This is a genomic window from Orrella dioscoreae (assembly GCF_900089455.2).
In the GTDB taxonomy this organism is placed as follows: domain Bacteria; phylum Pseudomonadota; class Gammaproteobacteria; order Burkholderiales; family Burkholderiaceae_B; genus Orrella; species Orrella dioscoreae.
This window is the reverse complement of record NZ_LT907988.1, coordinates 275,360-292,231: the sequence shown is the minus strand read 5'-3', so window position 1 is coordinate 292,231 and position 16,872 is coordinate 275,360. Positions and strand designations below refer to the sequence as shown.

15 protein-coding genes are annotated in these 16,872 nt (G+C 68.2%); all 15 read left to right on the top strand.

The genetic code is table 11. The features are described 5' to 3' along the window. Positions 1-2 precede the first annotated feature (2 nt). Positions 3-707, top strand: a complete 705-nt coding sequence (locus tag ODI_RS01435) for a hypothetical protein (RefSeq protein WP_067755869.1) — start codon at positions 3-5, stop codon at positions 705-707. 380 nt (positions 708-1,087) lie between these two features. Further along, positions 1,088-5,830, top strand: coding sequence for a glutamate synthase-related protein (locus ODI_RS01430; protein WP_067755861.1), 4,743 nt, complete (start codon positions 1,088-1,090; stop codon positions 5,828-5,830). Between the two features lie 9 nt (positions 5,831-5,839). Then, a complete protein-coding gene (locus ODI_RS01425; protein WP_067755858.1) occupies positions 5,840-7,306 on the top strand; it encodes a glutamate synthase subunit beta in 1,467 nt (488 codons plus the stop codon). Positions 7,307-7,551: 245 nt separating this feature from the next. Continuing rightward, positions 7,552-8,445 carry a dTDP-4-dehydrorhamnose reductase gene (gene rfbD, locus ODI_RS01420; RefSeq protein WP_067753439.1) on the top strand — a complete coding sequence of 298 codons (894 nt, stop codon included), beginning with the start codon at positions 7,552-7,554 and terminating at the stop codon, positions 8,443-8,445. Then, positions 8,442-9,008, top strand: coding sequence for a dTDP-4-dehydrorhamnose 3,5-epimerase (gene rfbC / locus ODI_RS01415; RefSeq protein ID WP_067753442.1), 567 nt, complete (start codon positions 8,442-8,444; stop codon positions 9,006-9,008). The genes rfbD and rfbC overlap by 4 nt, the downstream gene beginning before the upstream one ends. Positions 9,009-9,072: 64 nt before the next feature. Beyond that, positions 9,073-9,924 (top strand): ABC transporter ATP-binding protein, encoded by an 852-nt coding sequence (locus ODI_RS01410; protein WP_067753445.1) that lies wholly within the window; start codon positions 9,073-9,075, stop codon positions 9,922-9,924. After that, positions 9,921-10,706, top strand: coding sequence for a lipid asymmetry maintenance ABC transporter permease subunit MlaE (gene mlaE, locus ODI_RS01405; protein WP_067753448.1), 786 nt, complete (start codon positions 9,921-9,923; stop codon positions 10,704-10,706). Before ODI_RS01410 ends, mlaE begins: the two co-directional genes overlap by 4 nt. A gap of 78 nt (positions 10,707-10,784) precedes the next feature. Further along, positions 10,785-11,324, top strand: a complete 540-nt coding sequence (mlaD, locus tag ODI_RS01400) for an outer membrane lipid asymmetry maintenance protein MlaD (RefSeq protein ID WP_067753451.1) — start codon at positions 10,785-10,787, stop codon at positions 11,322-11,324. A gap of 52 nt (positions 11,325-11,376) precedes the next feature. Further along, positions 11,377-12,153: an MlaA family lipoprotein gene (locus ODI_RS01395; protein ID WP_067753633.1), complete on the top strand. Its 777-nt coding sequence runs from the start codon at positions 11,377-11,379 to the stop codon at positions 12,151-12,153. Between the two features lie 14 nt (positions 12,154-12,167). After that, a complete protein-coding gene (locus ODI_RS01390) occupies positions 12,168-12,815 on the top strand; it encodes an MlaC/ttg2D family ABC transporter substrate-binding protein (protein WP_082985294.1) in 648 nt (215 codons plus the stop codon). 220 nt (positions 12,816-13,035) lie between these two features. Continuing rightward, a complete protein-coding gene (locus ODI_RS01385) occupies positions 13,036-13,830 on the top strand; it encodes an ABC transporter ATP-binding protein (protein ID WP_067753454.1) in 795 nt (264 codons plus the stop codon). Continuing rightward, a complete protein-coding gene (locus tag ODI_RS01380) occupies positions 13,830-14,606 on the top strand; it encodes an ABC transporter permease (RefSeq protein WP_067753457.1) in 777 nt (258 codons plus the stop codon). The genes ODI_RS01385 and ODI_RS01380 overlap by 1 nt, the downstream gene beginning before the upstream one ends. Before the next feature lie 6 nt (positions 14,607-14,612). Then, positions 14,613-14,885 (top strand): BolA family protein, encoded by a 273-nt coding sequence (locus tag ODI_RS01375; RefSeq protein ID WP_067753460.1) that lies wholly within the window; start codon positions 14,613-14,615, stop codon positions 14,883-14,885. Then, on the top strand, positions 14,885-16,153 hold the full coding sequence (murA, locus tag ODI_RS01370) for a UDP-N-acetylglucosamine 1-carboxyvinyltransferase (protein ID WP_067753463.1): 1,269 nt from the start codon (positions 14,885-14,887) through the stop codon (positions 16,151-16,153). The genes ODI_RS01375 and murA overlap by 1 nt, the downstream gene beginning before the upstream one ends. A gap of 21 nt (positions 16,154-16,174) precedes the next feature. Then, entirely contained in the window at positions 16,175-16,858 is a 684-nt protein-coding gene (gene hisG, locus ODI_RS01365) for an ATP phosphoribosyltransferase (RefSeq protein WP_067753466.1), read from the top strand. Positions 16,859-16,872 lie beyond the last annotated feature (14 nt).

Below are 16,872 nucleotides of genomic sequence, written 5' to 3'. Positions count from 1 at the left end.
CCATGGCCAGACTTCCTCGTCTGTACGCGCCGGGCCTGCCGCAACTGGTCCAGGCCAGTTTTGCCGAACCGCTGGCGCAGCCTGACCAGCCGGCACCGGCCGCGCTTCTGAATGACCTGACCGCCTGGCTGGGCGCGGCCGCCACGCGCCATCGCGTGTCGGTCCACGGCTGGGTGCTTTCCATCGACCGCGTGGTCCTGCTGGCCACGCCCGTCGACGAGGAAGGCCTGCCTCGTCTCATGCAAACGCTGGGCCGCAACCTGGCTTCGCGCCAACGCGGCGGCCGCATCTTCGCTGGCCGCTACCGCTCCGCGCTGCTCGAACCCGGCCAATGGGTGCTGCCGGCGCTGGTCTGGCTGGAGTCGCTGCCCGGCCAATCGGGCTCGCCGGACATCGAGGCCTGGCCCTGGTCCTCGGCCGCCTCGCACACCGGCTTGCTGGGGTCGCCGCCCAGCTGGCTGGTCGACCACGCCGACTACTGGTCCTGCGGCAACACCCCGTTCGATCGGCAGGCGAACTATCGCCGCCGCCTGCACGAAGGCCTGTCCCGCGAACAGTCCGAGCGCATCCGCGCGACGCTGTCGGGCCAATGGGCGCTGGGCAGCCCGGCTTTCCTGGAAAAGCTCACCCACACCGCCAGCCGCCGGGTCTCTCCCGGCCAGCGCGGAAGGCCGCGCAAGCAGCCGCTGCCACCGACCGAGGCCTGAAAGCCTCCCTCACCCGAGGATCAAGGCGCCCTGCGGGGCGCCTTGTCATTTGCGCCAGCCAGCATGCCCTCGCGTTGCGCTGTCACGACGCCGCTGACCGCTGACGGTCATCCGCACCGACGTTACAAATGCACTGCAGAAATAAGGGACGTATTGCTGATGAATCTTTTCGCACCAAAGCAGTGCATTTCGGGCATTTCAACGCATCACCTTGGTGTCATTCGGGTCTTTGTTATGTCCCTATTATTTTACTGAGATAAATTCTCATCAAATAAATGGGGAACGACCCCATTTATTGCCGTTGCACGCCGCAAACTTGCGCAGTATCTTCCCATTCCCTGCACTGCAGCATTCCGTTTGCAGCCAACGCGGAGCGCACCATGTCCACACCGATCATCCCCGCCGCCGAATCCTGTCGTCCTGCCGCGCAACCCATCGATGCGTCGCGCATCGGGTTGCCGCCTGCCCAGGGCCTGTACCACCCCAACAACGAGCACGACGCTTGCGGCGTGGGCTTCGTCGCCCATATCAAGGGCCGAAAGAGCCACGCGATCGTCCAGCAGGGCCTGAAGATCCTCGAGAACCTGGATCACCGGGGCGCCGTGGGGGCGGACAAGCTGATGGGCGACGGCGCCGGCATCCTGATCCAGATCCCGGACGCGCTCTACCGCGAGGAAATGGCCGCCCAGGGCGTGACGCTGCCGCCCCCGGGCGAATACGGCGTGGTCATGCTGTTCATGCCCAAGGAAACCGCCTCGCGCCTGGCCTGCGAACAGGAACTCGAGCGCGCCGTGCGGGCCGAGGGCCAGACCGTGCTGGGCTGGCGCGACGTGCCCGTGGACGTCGACATGCCCATGTCGCCCACCGTGCGCGACCGCGAACCCGTCATCCGCCAACTCTTCGTGGGCCGCGGCGCCGACGTGATGGTGCCGGACGCGCTGGAACGCAAGCTCTACGTCATCCGCAAGACCGCCAGCCACGCCATCCAGAACATGCGCCTGGCGCACGGCAAGGAATACTTCGTGCCCTCGGCGTCGGTGCGCACCGTGGTCTACAAGGGCCTGCTGCTGGCCGACCAGGTCGGCCGCTACTACCGCGACCTGGCCGACACCCGCACGGTGTCCGCCCTGGCGCTGGTGCACCAGCGCTTCTCGACCAACACCTTCCCGGCCTGGCCGCTTGCCCACCCCTACCGCCTGATCGCCCACAACGGCGAAATCAACACGGTCAAGGGCAACTTCAACTGGCTGCGCGCCCGTGAAGGCATGATGCAGTCGGCCGTGCTGGGCGACGACCTGAAGAAGCTCTACCCCATCGTCTATGAAGGCCAGTCGGACACCGCCACGTTCGACAACTGCCTGGAACTCCTGACGATGTCGGGCTATTCCCTGGCCCACGCCATGATGATGATGATCCCGGAAGCCTGGGAACAGCATGAGCGCATGGACCAGAGCCGCCGCGCGTTCTACGAGTACCACGCGGCCATGATGGAACCCTGGGACGGCCCCGCCGCCGTCGCGTTCACCGATGGCCGCCAGATCGGCGCCACGCTGGACCGCAACGGCCTGCGCCCCGCCCGCTACGTGGTCACCGACGACGACATGGTCATCCTGGCCTCGGAGGCTGGCACGCTGCCCGTGCCCGAGCACCGCATCGTCAAGAAGTGGCGCCTGCAGCCCGGCAAGATGTTCCTGATCGACCTGGAACAGGGCCGCATCATCGACGACGCCGAGATCAAGTCGCAACTGGCCAACTCGCGCCCCTACCGCCAGTGGATCGACCGCCTGCGCGTGAAGCTGGAGTCGCTGACCGCGCCCCGCCACACCGCCGAGCCGACCACCGCCGTCTCGCTGCTGGACCGCCAGCAGGCCTTCGGCTGGACCCAGGAGGACTACAAGTTCATCCTGGAACCCATGGCCGCCACCGGCGAGGAAGCCATCGGCTCCATGGGCAACGACGCGCCCATGGCCGTGCTGTCGAGCCGCGCCAAGACCTTCTACAACTATTTCCGCCAGCTGTTCGCGCAGGTCACGAACCCGCCCATCGACCCCATCCGTGAACAGATGGTGATGTCGCTGGTGTCGTTCATCGGCCCCAAGCCCAACCTGCTCGACATCAACAACGTGAACCCGCCGCTGCGTCTGGAAGTCTCGCAGCCGGTGCTGGATCTCAACGCCATGGCGATCCTGCGCGACATCTCGCAGGTCACGCACAACAAGTTCCGCAGCTTCGAGCTGGACATCACCTATCCGGTGGCCTGGGGCCGCGAGGGCATCGAAGCCCGCGTGGCGGCCCTGTGCGCCCGCGCCGTCGACGCCGTGCAGAGCGGCTACAACGTGCTGATCCTGTCGGACCGCCGCGTGGACGGCGAGCGCGTGGCCATCCCCGCGCTGCTGGCCACCTCGGCCATCCACCAGCACCTGATCCGCGCCGGCCTGCGCACCGCCACCGGCCTCGTGGTCGAGACGGGCTCCGTGCGCGAGGTGCACCACTTCGCGCTGCTGGCGGGATACGGCGCCGAAGCCGTCCACCCCTACCTGGCGCTGGAAGCGCTGGCCGAGATGTCCGAGTCGCCTGAAAAGGCCGTCAAGAACTACATCAAGGCAGTCGGCAAGGGCCTGAACAAGGTCATGTCCAAGATGGGCATCTCGACCTACATGTCCTATTGCGGCGCGCAGATCTTCGAAGCCGTCGGCCTGCGCTCGTCGCTGGTCGACCAGTACTTCGCCGGCACGCCCAGCGCCATCGAAGGCATCGGCATCTTCGAAGTGGCCGAAGAGGCGCTGCGCCTGCACCGCGCCGCCTTCGGCAACGATCCCGTGCTGGCCAACGCCCTGGACGCGGGCGGCGAATATGCCTTCCGCGTGCGTGGCGAAGACCACATGTGGACGCCCGACTCCATCGCCAAGCTGCAGCACGCCTCGCGCGCCAACAACTACCGCACCTACAAGGAATACGCGCAGCTCATCAACGACCAGAGCCGCCGCCACCTGACCCTGCGCGGCCTCTTCGAATTCAAGGTCGAGCCCACGCGCGCCATCTCGCTGGACGACGTCGAGCCGGCCAAGGAGATCGTCAAGCGCTTCGCCACCGGCGCCATGTCGCTCGGCTCGATCTCGACCGAAGCCCACTCGGTGCTGGCCGCGGCCATGAACCGCATCGGCGGCAAGTCGAACACCGGCGAAGGCGGCGAGGACGAACTGCGCTACCGCGCCGAGATGCGTGACGGCGATGCCGGCATCAAGGAAGGCGACACGCTGGCCTCGGTGCTGGGCGCCGACCGCATCGTGGCCGACGTGCCCCTGCAGGCCGGCGACTCGCTGCGCTCCAAGATCAAGCAGGTGGCCTCGGGCCGTTTCGGCGTCACCGCCGAATACCTGGCCAGCGCCGACCAGATCCAGATCAAGATGGCCCAGGGCGCCAAGCCCGGCGAAGGCGGCCAGCTGCCCGGCCACAAGGTCTCGGAATACATCGCCAAGCTGCGTTACTCGGTGCCGGGCGTGGGCCTCATCTCGCCCCCTCCCCACCACGACATCTACTCGATCGAAGACCTGGCCCAGCTCATCCACGACCTGAAGAACGTCAATCCGCGGTCCTCGATCTCGGTGAAGCTGGTCTCGGCCTCGGGCGTGGGCACCATCGCCACCGGCGTGGCCAAGGCCAAGGCCGACCACGTCGTGATCGCCGGCCATGACGGCGGCACCGGCGCCTCGCCCGTGTCGTCCATCAAGCAGGTGGGTTCGCCCTGGGAACTGGGCCTGGCCGAAACGCAGCAGACGCTGGTGCTGAACCGCCTGCGCAGCCGCATCCGCGTGCAGGCCGACGGCCAGATGAAGACCGGCCGCGACGTCGTGATCGGCGCGCTGCTGGGCGCCGACGAGTTCGGCTTCGCGACCGCGCCGCTGGTCGTCGAAGGCTGCATCATGATGCGCAAGTGCCACCTGAACACCTGCCCCGTGGGCGTGGCCACCCAGGACCCGGTGCTGCGCGCCAAGTTCCAGGGCAAGCCCGAACACGTCGTGAACTTCTTCTTCTTCATCGCCGAGGAAGTGCGCGAAATCATGGCCCAGCTGGGCATCCGCAAGTTCGATGACCTGATCGGCCGCGCCGACCTGCTGGACATGCGCGCCGGCATCGAACACTGGAAGGCCCAGGGCCTGGACTTCAGCCGCGTCTTCCACCAGATCGAGTCCGACGCCGGCTACCGCCAGTTCGAAGCGCAGGACCACGGCCTGGACGGCGCGCTGGATCACCAGTTGATCGAGCGCAGCAAGCCCGCGCTGGAGCGTGGCGAGAAGGTCTCGTTCATCACCCCCGTGCGCAACCGCAACCGCACCATCGGCGCCATGCTCTCGGGCGCGGTGGCCGCGCGCTACGGCCACGACGGCCTGCCCGACGACACCATCCACATCCAGTGCAACGGCACGGCGGGCCAGAGCTTCGGCGCCTTCCTGGCCCACGGCATCACGATGGACCTGGTGGGCGAAGGCAATGACTACGTCGGCAAGGGCCTGTCGGGCGGCCGCATCATCGTGCGCTCGCCCAACGACTTCCGTGGCTTCGGCCCCGAGCACATCATCGCCGGCAACACCGTGCTGTACGGCGCGCTGGCAGGCGAGGCCTACATCAACGGCGTGGCGGGCGAACGCTTCGCGGTGCGCAACTCCGGCGCCATCGCGGTCGTCGAAGGCACGGGCGACCACGGCTGCGAATACATGACCGGCGGCACCGTCGTCGTCCTGGGCCGCACCGGCCGCAACTTCGCCGCGGGCATGTCCGGCGGCGTGGCCTACGTCTGGGATCCCAAGGGCGAGCTGGCCGACAACTGCAACCTGTCCATGGTCGAACTGGAGTCGATCCAGGCGCTGGACGTGCAGCAGTCGGCCGGGGCCATCGAGACCTGGCACAGCGCCACCCGTGGCGGCGAGCGCGAGCCGGATGAAGCCATCCTGCGCCGCCTGGTCGAGAACCACTTCCGCTACACGGGCAGCTATCAGGCGCGCGAGATCCTGGGCAACTGGGAAACCGCCCGCGCCAAGTTCGTGAAGGTCATGCCGACCGAATACCGCCGTGCGTTGGTAGAAATGTATCGCGCCGCCAACCCCGAACAGTTGGTCGCCTGAGGAAACATCATGGGTAAAGTCACCGGTTTTTTGGAATACGAACGCCTGGACGAGGGCTATGAAGCCCCCGTCAAGCGCCTGAAGCATTGGCGCGAGTTCGTGCTGCACCTGAACGAAGACCAGGCCAGGCAGCAAGGCGCGCGCTGCATGGACTGCGGCATCCCGTTCTGCAACACAGGCTGCCCGGTCAACAACATCATCCCCGACTGGAACGACCTGGTTTATCGCAACCAGTGGCGCCAGGCGCTGGCCGTCCTGCACTCGACGAACAACTTCCCCGAGTTCACCGGCCGCATCTGCCCGGCGCCCTGCGAGGCCGCCTGTACCCTCAACATCAACGACGACGCCGTCGGCATCAAGTCCATCGAGCACGCGATCATCGACCGCGGCTGGGACGAGGGCTGGGTCGTGCCGCAACCGCCCGCGCGCAAGACCGGCAAGAAGGTCGCCGTGGTGGGCTCGGGCCCCTCGGGCCTGGCCTGCGCCCAGCAACTGGCGCGCGCCGGCCACCAGGTCACCGTGTTCGAGAAAAGCGACCGCATCGGCGGCCTGCTGCGCTACGGCATCCCCGACTTCAAGCTGGAAAAGACCCAGATCGACCGCCGCGTGGCGCAGATGGAGGCCGAAGGCGTGGAGTTCTGCCCCTCCACCTACATCGGCCAGCCCGGTGACGCGGGCGTCGACGGCCTGACCGTCAAGACGCCCCAGGCGCTGCAGGCCGAGTTCGATGCCGTGGTCATGGCCGGCGGCGCGGAAACCCCGCGCGACCTGCCGGTGCCCGGCCGCGAACTGGACGGCGTCTATTTCGCCATGGACTTCCTGCGCCAGCAGAACAAGGCCGTGGCCGGCGACCGCCTGTCCAGCCAGACCCTGGCCAAGGACAAGCACGTCATCGTCATCGGCGGCGGCGACACCGGCTCCGACTGCGTGGGCACCAGCAACCGCCACGGCGCCAAGTCGGTCACCCAGATCGAACTGATGCCGCGCCCGCCCGAGGAAGAGAACAAGGCCCTGACCTGGCCCTACTGGCCGGCCAAGCTGCGCACCTCCTCCTCGCACGTGGAAGGCTGCGACCGCGACTGGGCCATCACCAGCAAGTCCTTCGAAGGCGAGAACGGCAAGGTCACGAAGCTCGTGGCCGCCCGCGTCGAGTGGGTCAAGGACGAGGCCACCGGCCAGATGAAGATGCAGGAAGTCGAAGGCTCGCAATTCGAGCTGCCGGCCGACCTGGTGCTGCTGGCCATGGGCTTCGTCTCGCCCGTCTCGACCGTGCTGGACGCCTTCGGCGTGGACCGTGACGGCCGCGGCAACGTGCGCGCCAACACCGACGACTACCGCACCAACGTCGACAAGGTGTTCGCCGCTGGCGACATGCGCCGCGGGCAATCGCTGATCGTCTGGGCGATCCGCGAAGGCCGCCAGTGCGCCCGCTCGGTCGACGCGTTCCTGATGGGCTCGACCGAACTGCCGCGGTAATACCCCCCCCCCCCCGAGGCGCTGACGCGCCTCCCCCCCAGGGGGGCGGCGCTGGTGGACCGGCGGAGCCGGCTCCACTGCGCCCTGGCTGGACCGCCTGGCAGCGACGGAAGTTCTCTTTCTATAGAACTCGCGCACGGCCCCCGGTACTCCCGCGGGGGCCGTGTCGCATTTCGCTACATTACCGCCCGGGTAGATCGGCCGCGCCCGGCTATCATGCCCTTCCCCCTTTCAACGTGATCGCCATGCCCCTGCGCATCCTGCTGCTGGGCGGGACCGGGCAGTTGGGCCGCGCATTGCGCCCCGTTCTGGAAGCCGCCGGCACCGTCCACGCACCCGCCCGCCAGGAACTGGACCTGACCGATACCGCGGCCTTGCGGCAGGCGGTGATCGCGTCGCGGCCGGATGTCGTGGTCAACGCCGCGGCCTGGACCGACGTCGACGGGGCGGAACAGCAGGAAGCCGCCGCGCACGCGGTCAACGCCGAGGCCCCCGCCGCGCTGGCCGATGCCACGCGCCAGGCCGGCGCGCTGCTCATCCATTACTCCACCGATTACGTCTTCGACGGCGCGCTGGCCCGCCCCTACCGGGAAGACGACCCCACCGCCCCGCTATCGGCCTATGGCCGGGGCAAGCGGGCGGGCGAAGCCGCCGTGCAGGCACGCGGCGGCAACTGGCTGGTGCTGCGCACCGGCTGGCTCTATAGCGCGCAAGCCCGCAACTTCATGACGGCCATCCTGGCGCGCGCGCAGGCAGGCCACCCCATGGCCGTCGTGGACGACCAGGTCGGCGCCCCCACGCCGGCGGCCTGGGTCGCCCAGGCGACGGGCGCCCTGGTGGCGCAGTACGCCGCCGATCGCGATCATTTCACGTCCGCCCTGCTGCACGTGGGCGCGGCGGGCCAGGTCTCCCGGCACGGCTGGGCGCAGGCCATCCTGGACCAGGCTGCCACGCAGGCGGGTACGGACTGGGCACGCGTGGCCGTCCGCCCGATCGCCTCGCACACGCTGGCCGGCGCCCCCCGCCCGGCCCAATCCGCGCTGGACAGCAGCCAGGCGGCAAGCCGCCTGGGATGGTCCGTACCCGAGTGGCGGACTGCCCTGCCCGCGCTGGTCAACGAGGCGCTGGCAACGTCATGAACGTCATCGATACCGACCTGCCTGACGTGAAGATCCTCGAACCCGTCGCCTACGCCGACGAACGCGGTTTCTTCTTCGAGGTTTTCAATGCCGAACGCTGGCCCGCCGCCCTGGGCCCGGCGCCGGTCTTCGTCCAGCAGAACCACTCGCGCTCTACCCGTGGCGTGCTGCGCGGCCTGCATTGGCAGGCACGGCCCTCGAGCCAGGACAAGCTCGTGCGCGTCGTCGCCGGGGCAGTCCAGGACGTCGTCGTGGACATTCGTCCCGAGTCTCCCCACTTCGGCCGCTGGACGACCGTGACGCTATCTGCCGCCAACCGCCGCCAACTCTGGGTGCCGCAAGGCCATGCGCACGGCTTCCTGGCTCTGGAGGACGACAGCGACACCCTTTATGACGTCACGTCGCCGTACCGACCCGACGCCGAGCGGACGCTCGCCTGGGACGACCCATCCGTGGGGATACAATGGCCCCTTTTACCGGGTCAATCGCCCATCCTGTCCGCCAAGGACCGGCAAGGCCTGCGTCTGCAGGACTTGAAGCTGAAGCGCGCCCCGCCTTCCTGAGCGGGATCTTTCCTCCCGACACCCAGCCATTCCACCGGACACCGACCTGACCCACGCCCAAGCCATGCCCACGCCGACTTCCGCCGCCTCCACCGTTGCCGCCCTGGACCTGCGCGATGTGTCCCTGGGCTATGGCGACTTCACCGTGCTGTCCGGCATCGACCTGCGCGTCGCGCCGGGTCAGGTGGTGGCCATCATGGGCAGTTCTGGCTCGGGCAAGACCACGCTGCTGCGCGCCGCCACCGGCCAGCTGAAGCCCCGCAACGGCGCGGTCCGCGTCTTCGGCGAGGACGTCGCCGCGCAATCGCTGTCCGGCCTGCAGGCGCTGCGCCAGCGCATGGGCGTGCTGTTCCAGCAGGGCGCCCTCTTCACCGACCTCGACGTCTTCGAGAACGTCGCCTTCCCGCTGCGCGAGCACAAGTCGCTGCCGGAAGCCGAGCTCATCGCCCGTGTGCTGGACAAGCTGGATGCCGTGGGGCTGCGCGCCGCCGCCCACCTGCGCGTCTCGGAGATCTCCGGCGGCATGGCCCGCCGTGTCGCCCTGGCGCGCGCCGTGGTGCTGGAGCCCGAGCTCATCCTCTATGACGAGCCTTTCGCCGGCCTCGACCCCATTTCCCTGGGCATCACCGCCAGGCTCATCCGCCACCTGTCGGACCGCCTGGGCTGCGCCTCGGTGCTGATCACCCACGACATCCAGGAATCCTTCGCCATCGCCGACCATGTGTACCTGGTCGGCCAGGGTGAACTGAAGGCGTCCGGCACGCCCGCCGACCTGTCGCGGTCGCAGGATCCCTACGTGCGCCAGTTCCTGGACGGCGCCGCCGACGGCCCCGTGGCCTTCCACTATCCGGAGACGCCCGCCTTCGCGGCCTGGCGGCGCAGGCACGGCGTGGCCGACAAGGAAACCCAAGCATGAGCCTGACACGTCCCATTTCCGCGCTGGGCGCCGGCGTGCTGGCACGCATCGCCGGCATCGGCGCCTTCACCCGCTTCTTCTTCCAGTTGCTGGGCCGCAGCGGCATCGCCGTCTCGCGCCCGCGCCTGGTCTCGCAGCAAATCCACTTCATCGGCAACTATTCGCTGCTGATCATCGCCGTATCCGGCATGTTCGTCGGCTTCGTGCTGGGCCTGCAGGGCTACTACACGCTCAATCGCTACGGCGCCGAGGAATCGCTGGGCCTGCTGGTGGCGCTGTCGCTCGTGCGCGAGCTGGGGCCGGTGGTGACGGCACTGCTCTTCGCCGGCCGCGCCGGCACGTCCCTGACCGCCGAGATCGGCCTCATGAAGGCGGGCGAGCAGCTCTCCGCCATGGAAGTCATGGCCGTGGACCCGCTGCGCCGCGTGCTGGTGCCGCGGCTCTGGGGCGGCATCATCGCCATGCCCGTGCTGGCGGCCATCTTCTCGATGGTCGGCATCATGGGCGGCTGGGTCGTGGGCGTGCTGATGATCGGGGTGGACGCAGGCGCCTTCTGGTCGCAGATGCAGGGCGGCGTCGACGTCTGGAACGACGTGGCCAACGGCGTCATCAAGAGCGTGGTGTTCGGGGTGGCGGTCACGCTGATCGCCCTCTATGAAGGGTGGCACGCGCGCCCCACGCCCGAAGGCGTGGCACGCGCCACCACCCGCACGGTGGTCGCCGGCTCGCTCGCGGTGCTGGGCCTGGACTTCCTGCTGACCGCCCTGATGTTCGGCAACTGATTTTCGGCAACGGATGATCAACGCCTGACATCGTACGCCAACACGCATTCAACGCACATACATACGGAACGGATAACCATGACGCGCGACAAAACCGATTTCTGGGTAGGCCTCTTCGTGCTGCTGGGCGCGGCAGCGGTGGTATTCCTGGCCCTGCGGGCCGGCAACCTGAGCTCCTTCTCGTTCGCCCCCACCTACACGCTGACCGCCAACTTCGACAACATCGGCGGCCTGAAGCCCCGCGCCGCGGTCAAGAGCGCCGGCGTGGTGGTCGGCCGGATCAAGCACATCGGCTTCGACGACCAGATGTACCAGGCCGTCGTCACGATGGAGCTGGAACAGGGCTATGACTTCCCGACGGACTCCTCGGCCAAGATCCTCACCTCGGGCCTCCTGGGCGAGCAATACATCGGCCTGGAAGCCGGCGGGGATGACAAGTTCTTTGCCGATGGTGAAAAAATCCGTTATACCCAGAGCGCCGTGGTGCTGGAGAACCTGATCAGCCAGTTCCTCTACAACACCGCCGAACGCCAGGGCGGCGACGAGGCAGCGCCCGCCAATCCGCCGGCCGCCGATGCGCCGCCCCCGCCCGCGCCGGCTCCCGCGCCGCAGCAATGATTCCAATGATTCATCTCGCGACCAGACCAATTCGAACAAGGATCGTTTCTCCATGAAGACCGCAACCTCCCTTACCCGCCTGGCCTGCGCGCTCTCCGCGGCCGCCCTGCTGGCCGGCTGCGCCACGTCCTCGCAGCCTGACCCGCGCGACCCCTGGGAAGGGATGAACCGCGGCATCTACCAGTTCAACGACACCTTCGACCGCGCGCTGCTGCGTCCGGTGGCGCAGGGTTACGACTACATCGTCCCCGATCCCATCCAGAACTGCGTGCACAACATGTTCTCGAACCTGGGCGACGTCTGGTCGGCCGCCAACAGCTTCCTGCAGGCGCGCGGCCACGACTTCTTCAACACCCTGGGCCGTTTCCTCTTCAACACCACCATGGGCGTGGGCGGCTGCTTCGACGTCGCCACGGCCAACGGCGCGCGCAAGATCCCCAACGACCTGGGCGTGACGCTGGGCGTCTGGGGCATCGGCCAGGGGCCGTACCTGGTGCTGCCGTTCCTGGGCGCGAGCACCGTGCGTGACGGCGTCGGCACGGTCGGCGGCTTCTACGGGAACGTTGCGGCGGTCGGCAGCATCGAAAACGTGCGTCTGCGCAATTCGCTGTGGGGGCTGGAGGTCGTCGACCGCCGCGCCTCGCTGCTGGAGGTCACGGACACCGTCGACCGCACCGCGATCGATCCGTACAGTTTCATCCGCGACGCCTACCTCCAGCGCCGCAACGCCCAGGTGCTGCAACGCACCGGCGGCGCCGACAGCGACAACCTGCCGGATTACTCGGATGACGAGGACGACGTCCCCGCCACGCCCGCCGGCCAGAACTGAAAGGAGTCTTCTTTATGCAAGCTATCCGCAACATGAACGTCTTCGGTTTCGCCTCCCGCCTGGCCCTCACCGGCCTGCTCGCCCTGGGCGTGGCCGCCACGCCCGCGCGCGCGCAAGCGGTCAACCAGCAGGCCGCGCCCAACGAGTTCGTGCAACAGGTCGCCGACCAGTTGCTGGCCGTGCTCAAGAAGGACACCACGCTGCGCTCGGGCAACCTCGCCCGCATCAACCAGGTCGTGGACCAGCAACTGCTGCCCTATGTGAACTTCGAGCGCACCACGCGCCTGGCCGCCGGGCGCAACTGGCGCCAGGCCACGCCCGAACAGCAGGCCGCGCTGTCGCAGGCCTTCCGCGGCACCCTGATCCGCACCTACAGCGGCGCGCTCACCAAGGTCGACCAGGGCACCTCGGTGCGCCTGCTGCCCTTCCGCGGCGACCCCAACGCCGACGACGTGGTCGTGCGCTCGCAGATCATCCCGCAGGCCAACGCCCAGCCGGTGGGCGTGGACTACCGACTGGAAAAGACGCCCAAGGGCTGGCTGATCTATGACCTGAACGTCGAAGGCATCTGGCTGATCGAGAACTATCGCAACCAGTTCGCCCAGGAAATCAACCGCAGCGGCATCGACGGCCTGATCAAGGCGCTGAACTCGAGGCAGTAGGGCCCCCCCCGAGGCGCTGACGCGCCTCCCCCCCCAGGGGGGCGGCACTGGCGGACCGGCGAAGCCGGCTCCGCGGTGCCCCGGCTCCCTGAGGTTCTTGCGAAGACCGCTGCCGGTCGCCCTGAAAGTCCCTCCCCGGCAGGGGTATGCCGGGAGTTACGGGATCACCCCTATATAATCGGCGATCCGCGCTTTTCCGGGGCCTGCGCGCCCTGTCCTCATGTCCGCCGTCCGTCTCGACCACGTCTCCAAGATCTACCCGACCCGGGCCCCCGGACTCTTCGGGCGGTTCAAGGCCGCCCCCGACCAGGGCTTCCAGGCCCTCGACGACGTCAGCCTGGACATCCAGCCCGGCGAATTCTTCGGCCTGCTGGGCCCCAACGGCGCGGGCAAGACCACCCTCATTTCCATCCTGGCGGGCCTGGCGCGCGCCAGCGGCGGCACCGCCAGTGTCTGTGGCCACGACGTGGTCAGCGACTACCGCAACGCGCGGCGCGCGCTGGGCGTGGTGCCCCAGGAACTGGTCTACGACCCCTTTTTCACGGTGCGCGAGACCCTGCGCATCCAGTCGGGCTATTTCGGCCTGCGCAACAACGATGACTGGATCGACGAGATCCTGGCCAACCTCGGCCTGTCCGACAAGGCGGACAACAACATGCGCGCGCTGTCCGGCGGCATGAAGCGCCGCGTGCTGGTGGCCCAGGCGCTGGTGCACCGCCCGCCCGTCATCGTGCTGGACGAGCCCACCGCCGGCGTGGACGTGGACCTGCGCCGCACGCTGTGGGAGTTCATCTCGCGCCTGAACCGGGAAGGCCACACCATCATGCTGACCACGCACTACCTCGAAGAAGCCGAGGCCCTGTGCGGCCGCATCGCCATGCTCAAGCGCGGACGCATCGTCGCGCTGGACACCACCCAGGCGCTGCTGGCCAGCGTGGGCGGCGCGGACCTGGAGGACGCCTTCGTGCGCATCATGCACCAGGACGGCACCGAACTGACGGGGATCGCGCGCTGATGGCACCCGCACCTCAATACGGCTCCGGCTTCCCCACGCTGCTGCGCAAGGAATTGCTGCGCTTCTGGAAGGTCAGCTTCCAGACCATCGCCGCCCCCGTCGTCACGGCCCTGCTCTATCTCGTCGTCTTCGCGCAGGTCCTGCAGGACCGCGTGCAGGTCTACGGCGAGATCCGCTACACGGCGTTCCTGATCCCCGGCCTCATGATGATGAGCATGCTGCAGAACGCCTTCGCCAACCCGTCGTCGTCGCTCATCCAGAGCCGCATCACGGGCAACCTGGTGTTCATGCTGCTGCCCCCGCTCTCGCACCGCGAGATCTTCAGCGCCTACGTGCTGGCCGCCATCGTGCGCGGACTGGCGGTGGGGCTGTGCGTCTGGCTGGTGGCGCTGTTCTTCGTTCCCCTGCCCCTGCAGCACCCGCTGTGGATCCTGGCCTTCGCCACGCTGGCCTGCGGCATCATGGGCATCATGGGGCTCATCGCCGGCCTCTGGTCCGAAAAATTCGACCAGCTCGCCGCCTTCCAGAACTTCCTCATCATGCCGGCCACCTTCCTGTCCGGCGTGTTCTACTCCATCCACACGCTGCCGCCGTTCTGGCAGCACGTGTCGCACTGGAATCCGATCTTCTACACCATCGACGGTTTCCGCTACGGCTTCTTCTCGATCTCGGACGTCTCGCCCTGGCACAGCCTGGCCGTCGTCGCCGGGGTCTTCGCCGTGCTGGCCGTCTTCGCCCTGCGCCTGCTGGCCAGCGGCTACAAACTCCGAAGCTAGAACGCCATGCTGCCTACCCCCGAGCAAGTCCGGCAATACATTGCGGACAACCTGCCCTGTACCCACATCGACGTCCAGGGCGACGGCGCGCATTTCTACGCGACCATCGTCAGCGCCGCCTTCGAAGGCCAATCGCTGGTTGCGCGCCAACGCCTGGTCTACGCCGCGCTGGGCGCGCGCATGGACGGTTCCAACGCCGAGATCCACGCGCTGTCGATGAAGAACCACACCCCCGACGAATACGCCGCCAAGGGCGGCAAGACCGAGGCAGGACGCTGATGGACAAGCTGCGCATCACCGGTGGCAATCGCCTGCAGGGCGAAGTCACCATTTCCGGCGCCAAGAACGCGGCGCTGCCCATCCTCTGCGCAGGCCTGCTCACCGCCGATGAAGTGACGCTGGAGAACGTGCCGGCCCTGAACGACATCTCGACCACGCTGCGCCTGCTGGGCCGCCTGGGCGTGGCCGCGACGCGCGGCGACGACGGCCGCGTCTCGCTGCGGGCCGACAAGGTCGACAACCTGGAAGCGCCCTACGACCTGGTCAAGACCATGCGCGCCTCCATCCTGGTGCTGGGCCCGCTGCTCGCCCGCTTCGGCGAGGCCCGCGTGAGCCTGCCCGGCGGCTGCGCCATCGGCCAGCGTCCGGTGGACCAGCACATCAAGGGCCTGGCCGCGCTGGGCGCCGAGATCCACATCGAACACGGCTTCGTCGTCGCGCGCGCCAAGCGCCTGAAGGGCGCGACGGTGCGCACCGACATGATCACCGTCACCGGCACCGAGAACCTGCTGATGGCGGCGGTGCTGGCCGAAGGCCGCACCGTGCTGGAGAACGCCGCGCGTGAACCCGAGGTCGTCGACCTGGCCGAGCTGCTCATCAAGATGGGCGCACGCATCGAAGGCCACGGCACCGACCGCATCGTGATCGAAGGCGTCGAGCGCCTGCACGGCGCCAGCCACAGCGTCACGCCCGACCGCATCGAAGCCGGCAGCTTCCTGTGCGCCGTGGGCGCGGCCGGCGGCGACATCCTGCTGCGCGGCGTGGCGCCGCAGGCCATGGGCGCCACGCTGGACAAGCTGCGCGCCACCGGCATCACGCTGGAATGCGGCACGGACACCATCCGCGCCAGCATGGACCGCCGCCCCAGCCCGGTCGACGTGCGCACGCTGGAATACCCCGGCTTCGCCACCGACATGCAGGCGCAGATCATGGCGCTGAACACGCTGGCCGACGGCACCGCGATGATCGTGGAAACGATCTTCGAGAATCGCTTCATGCACGTGCAGGAACTCTGCCGCCTGGGCGCCGACATCGACATCGACGGCCACACGGCGGTCGTGCGCGGCGTGCCGCGACTCTCGGGCGCGCGCGTCATGGCCACCGACCTGCGCGCCTCGGCCAGCCTGGTCATCGCCGGCCTGGCCGCCGAGGGCGAAACCATCATCGACCGCATCTATCACCTGGACCGCGGCTACGAACGCATGGAAGTGAAGCTGGGCGCGCTGGGCGCCAGGATCGAACGCCTCTCCGGCAAGGACGCGGCCTGAAGCGCCGGCACGGGAACACGCATGACTGACATCCAAACCGCCTCTCGTCCGCTGACGCTCGCGCTCTCCAAGGGCCGCATCTTCGAGGAAACGCTGCCGCTGCTGGCCGCCGCCGGCATCGAGGTCAGCGAGAACCCCGAGAAGTCGCGCAAGCTCATCATCGGCACCAGCGATCCCAACCTGCGCCTCATCATCGTGCGCGCGTCGGACGTCCCCACCTACGTACAATACGGCGCCGCCGACCTCGGCATCGCCGGCAAGGACGTGCTGAACGAGCACCAGGCCCAGGATCCGGGCGGCCTCTACCAGCCCATCGACCTGAACATCGCCCGCTGCAAGCTGTGCGTGGCCGTGCGCGCCGACTTCGACTACACCGCCGCGGTCTACCAGGGCGCGCGCCTGCGCGTGGCCACCAAATACACCCAGGCTGCGCGCGAGCATTTCGCCGCCAAGGGCATGTACGTCGACCTGATCAAGCTCTACGGCTCGATGGAGCTCGCCCCGCTGGTCGGGCTGGCCGACGCCATCGTCGACCTGGTGTCCACCGGCGGCACGCTGCGCGCCAACAACCTGGTCGCTGTCGAGGACATCATGCCGATCTCCTCGCGCCTGGTCGTCAACCGGGCCTCGCTGAAGACGCGCGGCGCCGCGCTGCAGCCGCTGCTGGACGCCTTCGAGCGCGCCTCGGCGGCGCCCGCGCCCTGACCCGTTTCCGCTAC

Excerpts from the sequence above, each read along its gene's own strand:
- ODI_RS01435 (WP_067755869.1), top strand. The coding sequence starts at position 3 with ATGGCCAGACTTCCTCGTCTGTACGCGCCGGGCCTGCCGCAACTGGTC.
- ODI_RS01430 (WP_067755861.1), top strand. The coding sequence starts at position 1,088 with ATGTCCACACCGATCATCCCCGCCGCCGAATCCTGTCGTCCTGCCGCG.
- ODI_RS01425 (WP_067755858.1), top strand. The coding sequence starts at position 5,840 with ATGGGTAAAGTCACCGGTTTTTTGGAATACGAACGCCTGGACGAGGGC.
- rfbD (WP_067753439.1), top strand. The coding sequence starts at position 7,552 with ATGCCCCTGCGCATCCTGCTGCTGGGCGGGACCGGGCAGTTGGGCCGC.
- rfbC (WP_067753442.1), top strand. The coding sequence starts at position 8,442 with ATGAACGTCATCGATACCGACCTGCCTGACGTGAAGATCCTCGAACCC.
- ODI_RS01410 (WP_067753445.1), top strand. The coding sequence starts at position 9,073 with ATGCCCACGCCGACTTCCGCCGCCTCCACCGTTGCCGCCCTGGACCTG.
- mlaE (WP_067753448.1), top strand. The coding sequence starts at position 9,921 with ATGAGCCTGACACGTCCCATTTCCGCGCTGGGCGCCGGCGTGCTGGCA.
- mlaD (WP_067753451.1), top strand. The coding sequence starts at position 10,785 with ATGACGCGCGACAAAACCGATTTCTGGGTAGGCCTCTTCGTGCTGCTG.
- ODI_RS01395 (WP_067753633.1), top strand. The coding sequence starts at position 11,377 with ATGAAGACCGCAACCTCCCTTACCCGCCTGGCCTGCGCGCTCTCCGCG.
- ODI_RS01390 (WP_082985294.1), top strand. The coding sequence starts at position 12,168 with ATGCAAGCTATCCGCAACATGAACGTCTTCGGTTTCGCCTCCCGCCTG.
- ODI_RS01385 (WP_067753454.1), top strand. The coding sequence starts at position 13,036 with ATGTCCGCCGTCCGTCTCGACCACGTCTCCAAGATCTACCCGACCCGG.
- ODI_RS01380 (WP_067753457.1), top strand. The coding sequence starts at position 13,830 with ATGGCACCCGCACCTCAATACGGCTCCGGCTTCCCCACGCTGCTGCGC.
- ODI_RS01375 (WP_067753460.1), top strand. The coding sequence starts at position 14,613 with ATGCTGCCTACCCCCGAGCAAGTCCGGCAATACATTGCGGACAACCTG.
- murA (WP_067753463.1), top strand. The coding sequence starts at position 14,885 with ATGGACAAGCTGCGCATCACCGGTGGCAATCGCCTGCAGGGCGAAGTC.
- hisG (WP_067753466.1), top strand. The coding sequence starts at position 16,175 with ATGACTGACATCCAAACCGCCTCTCGTCCGCTGACGCTCGCGCTCTCC.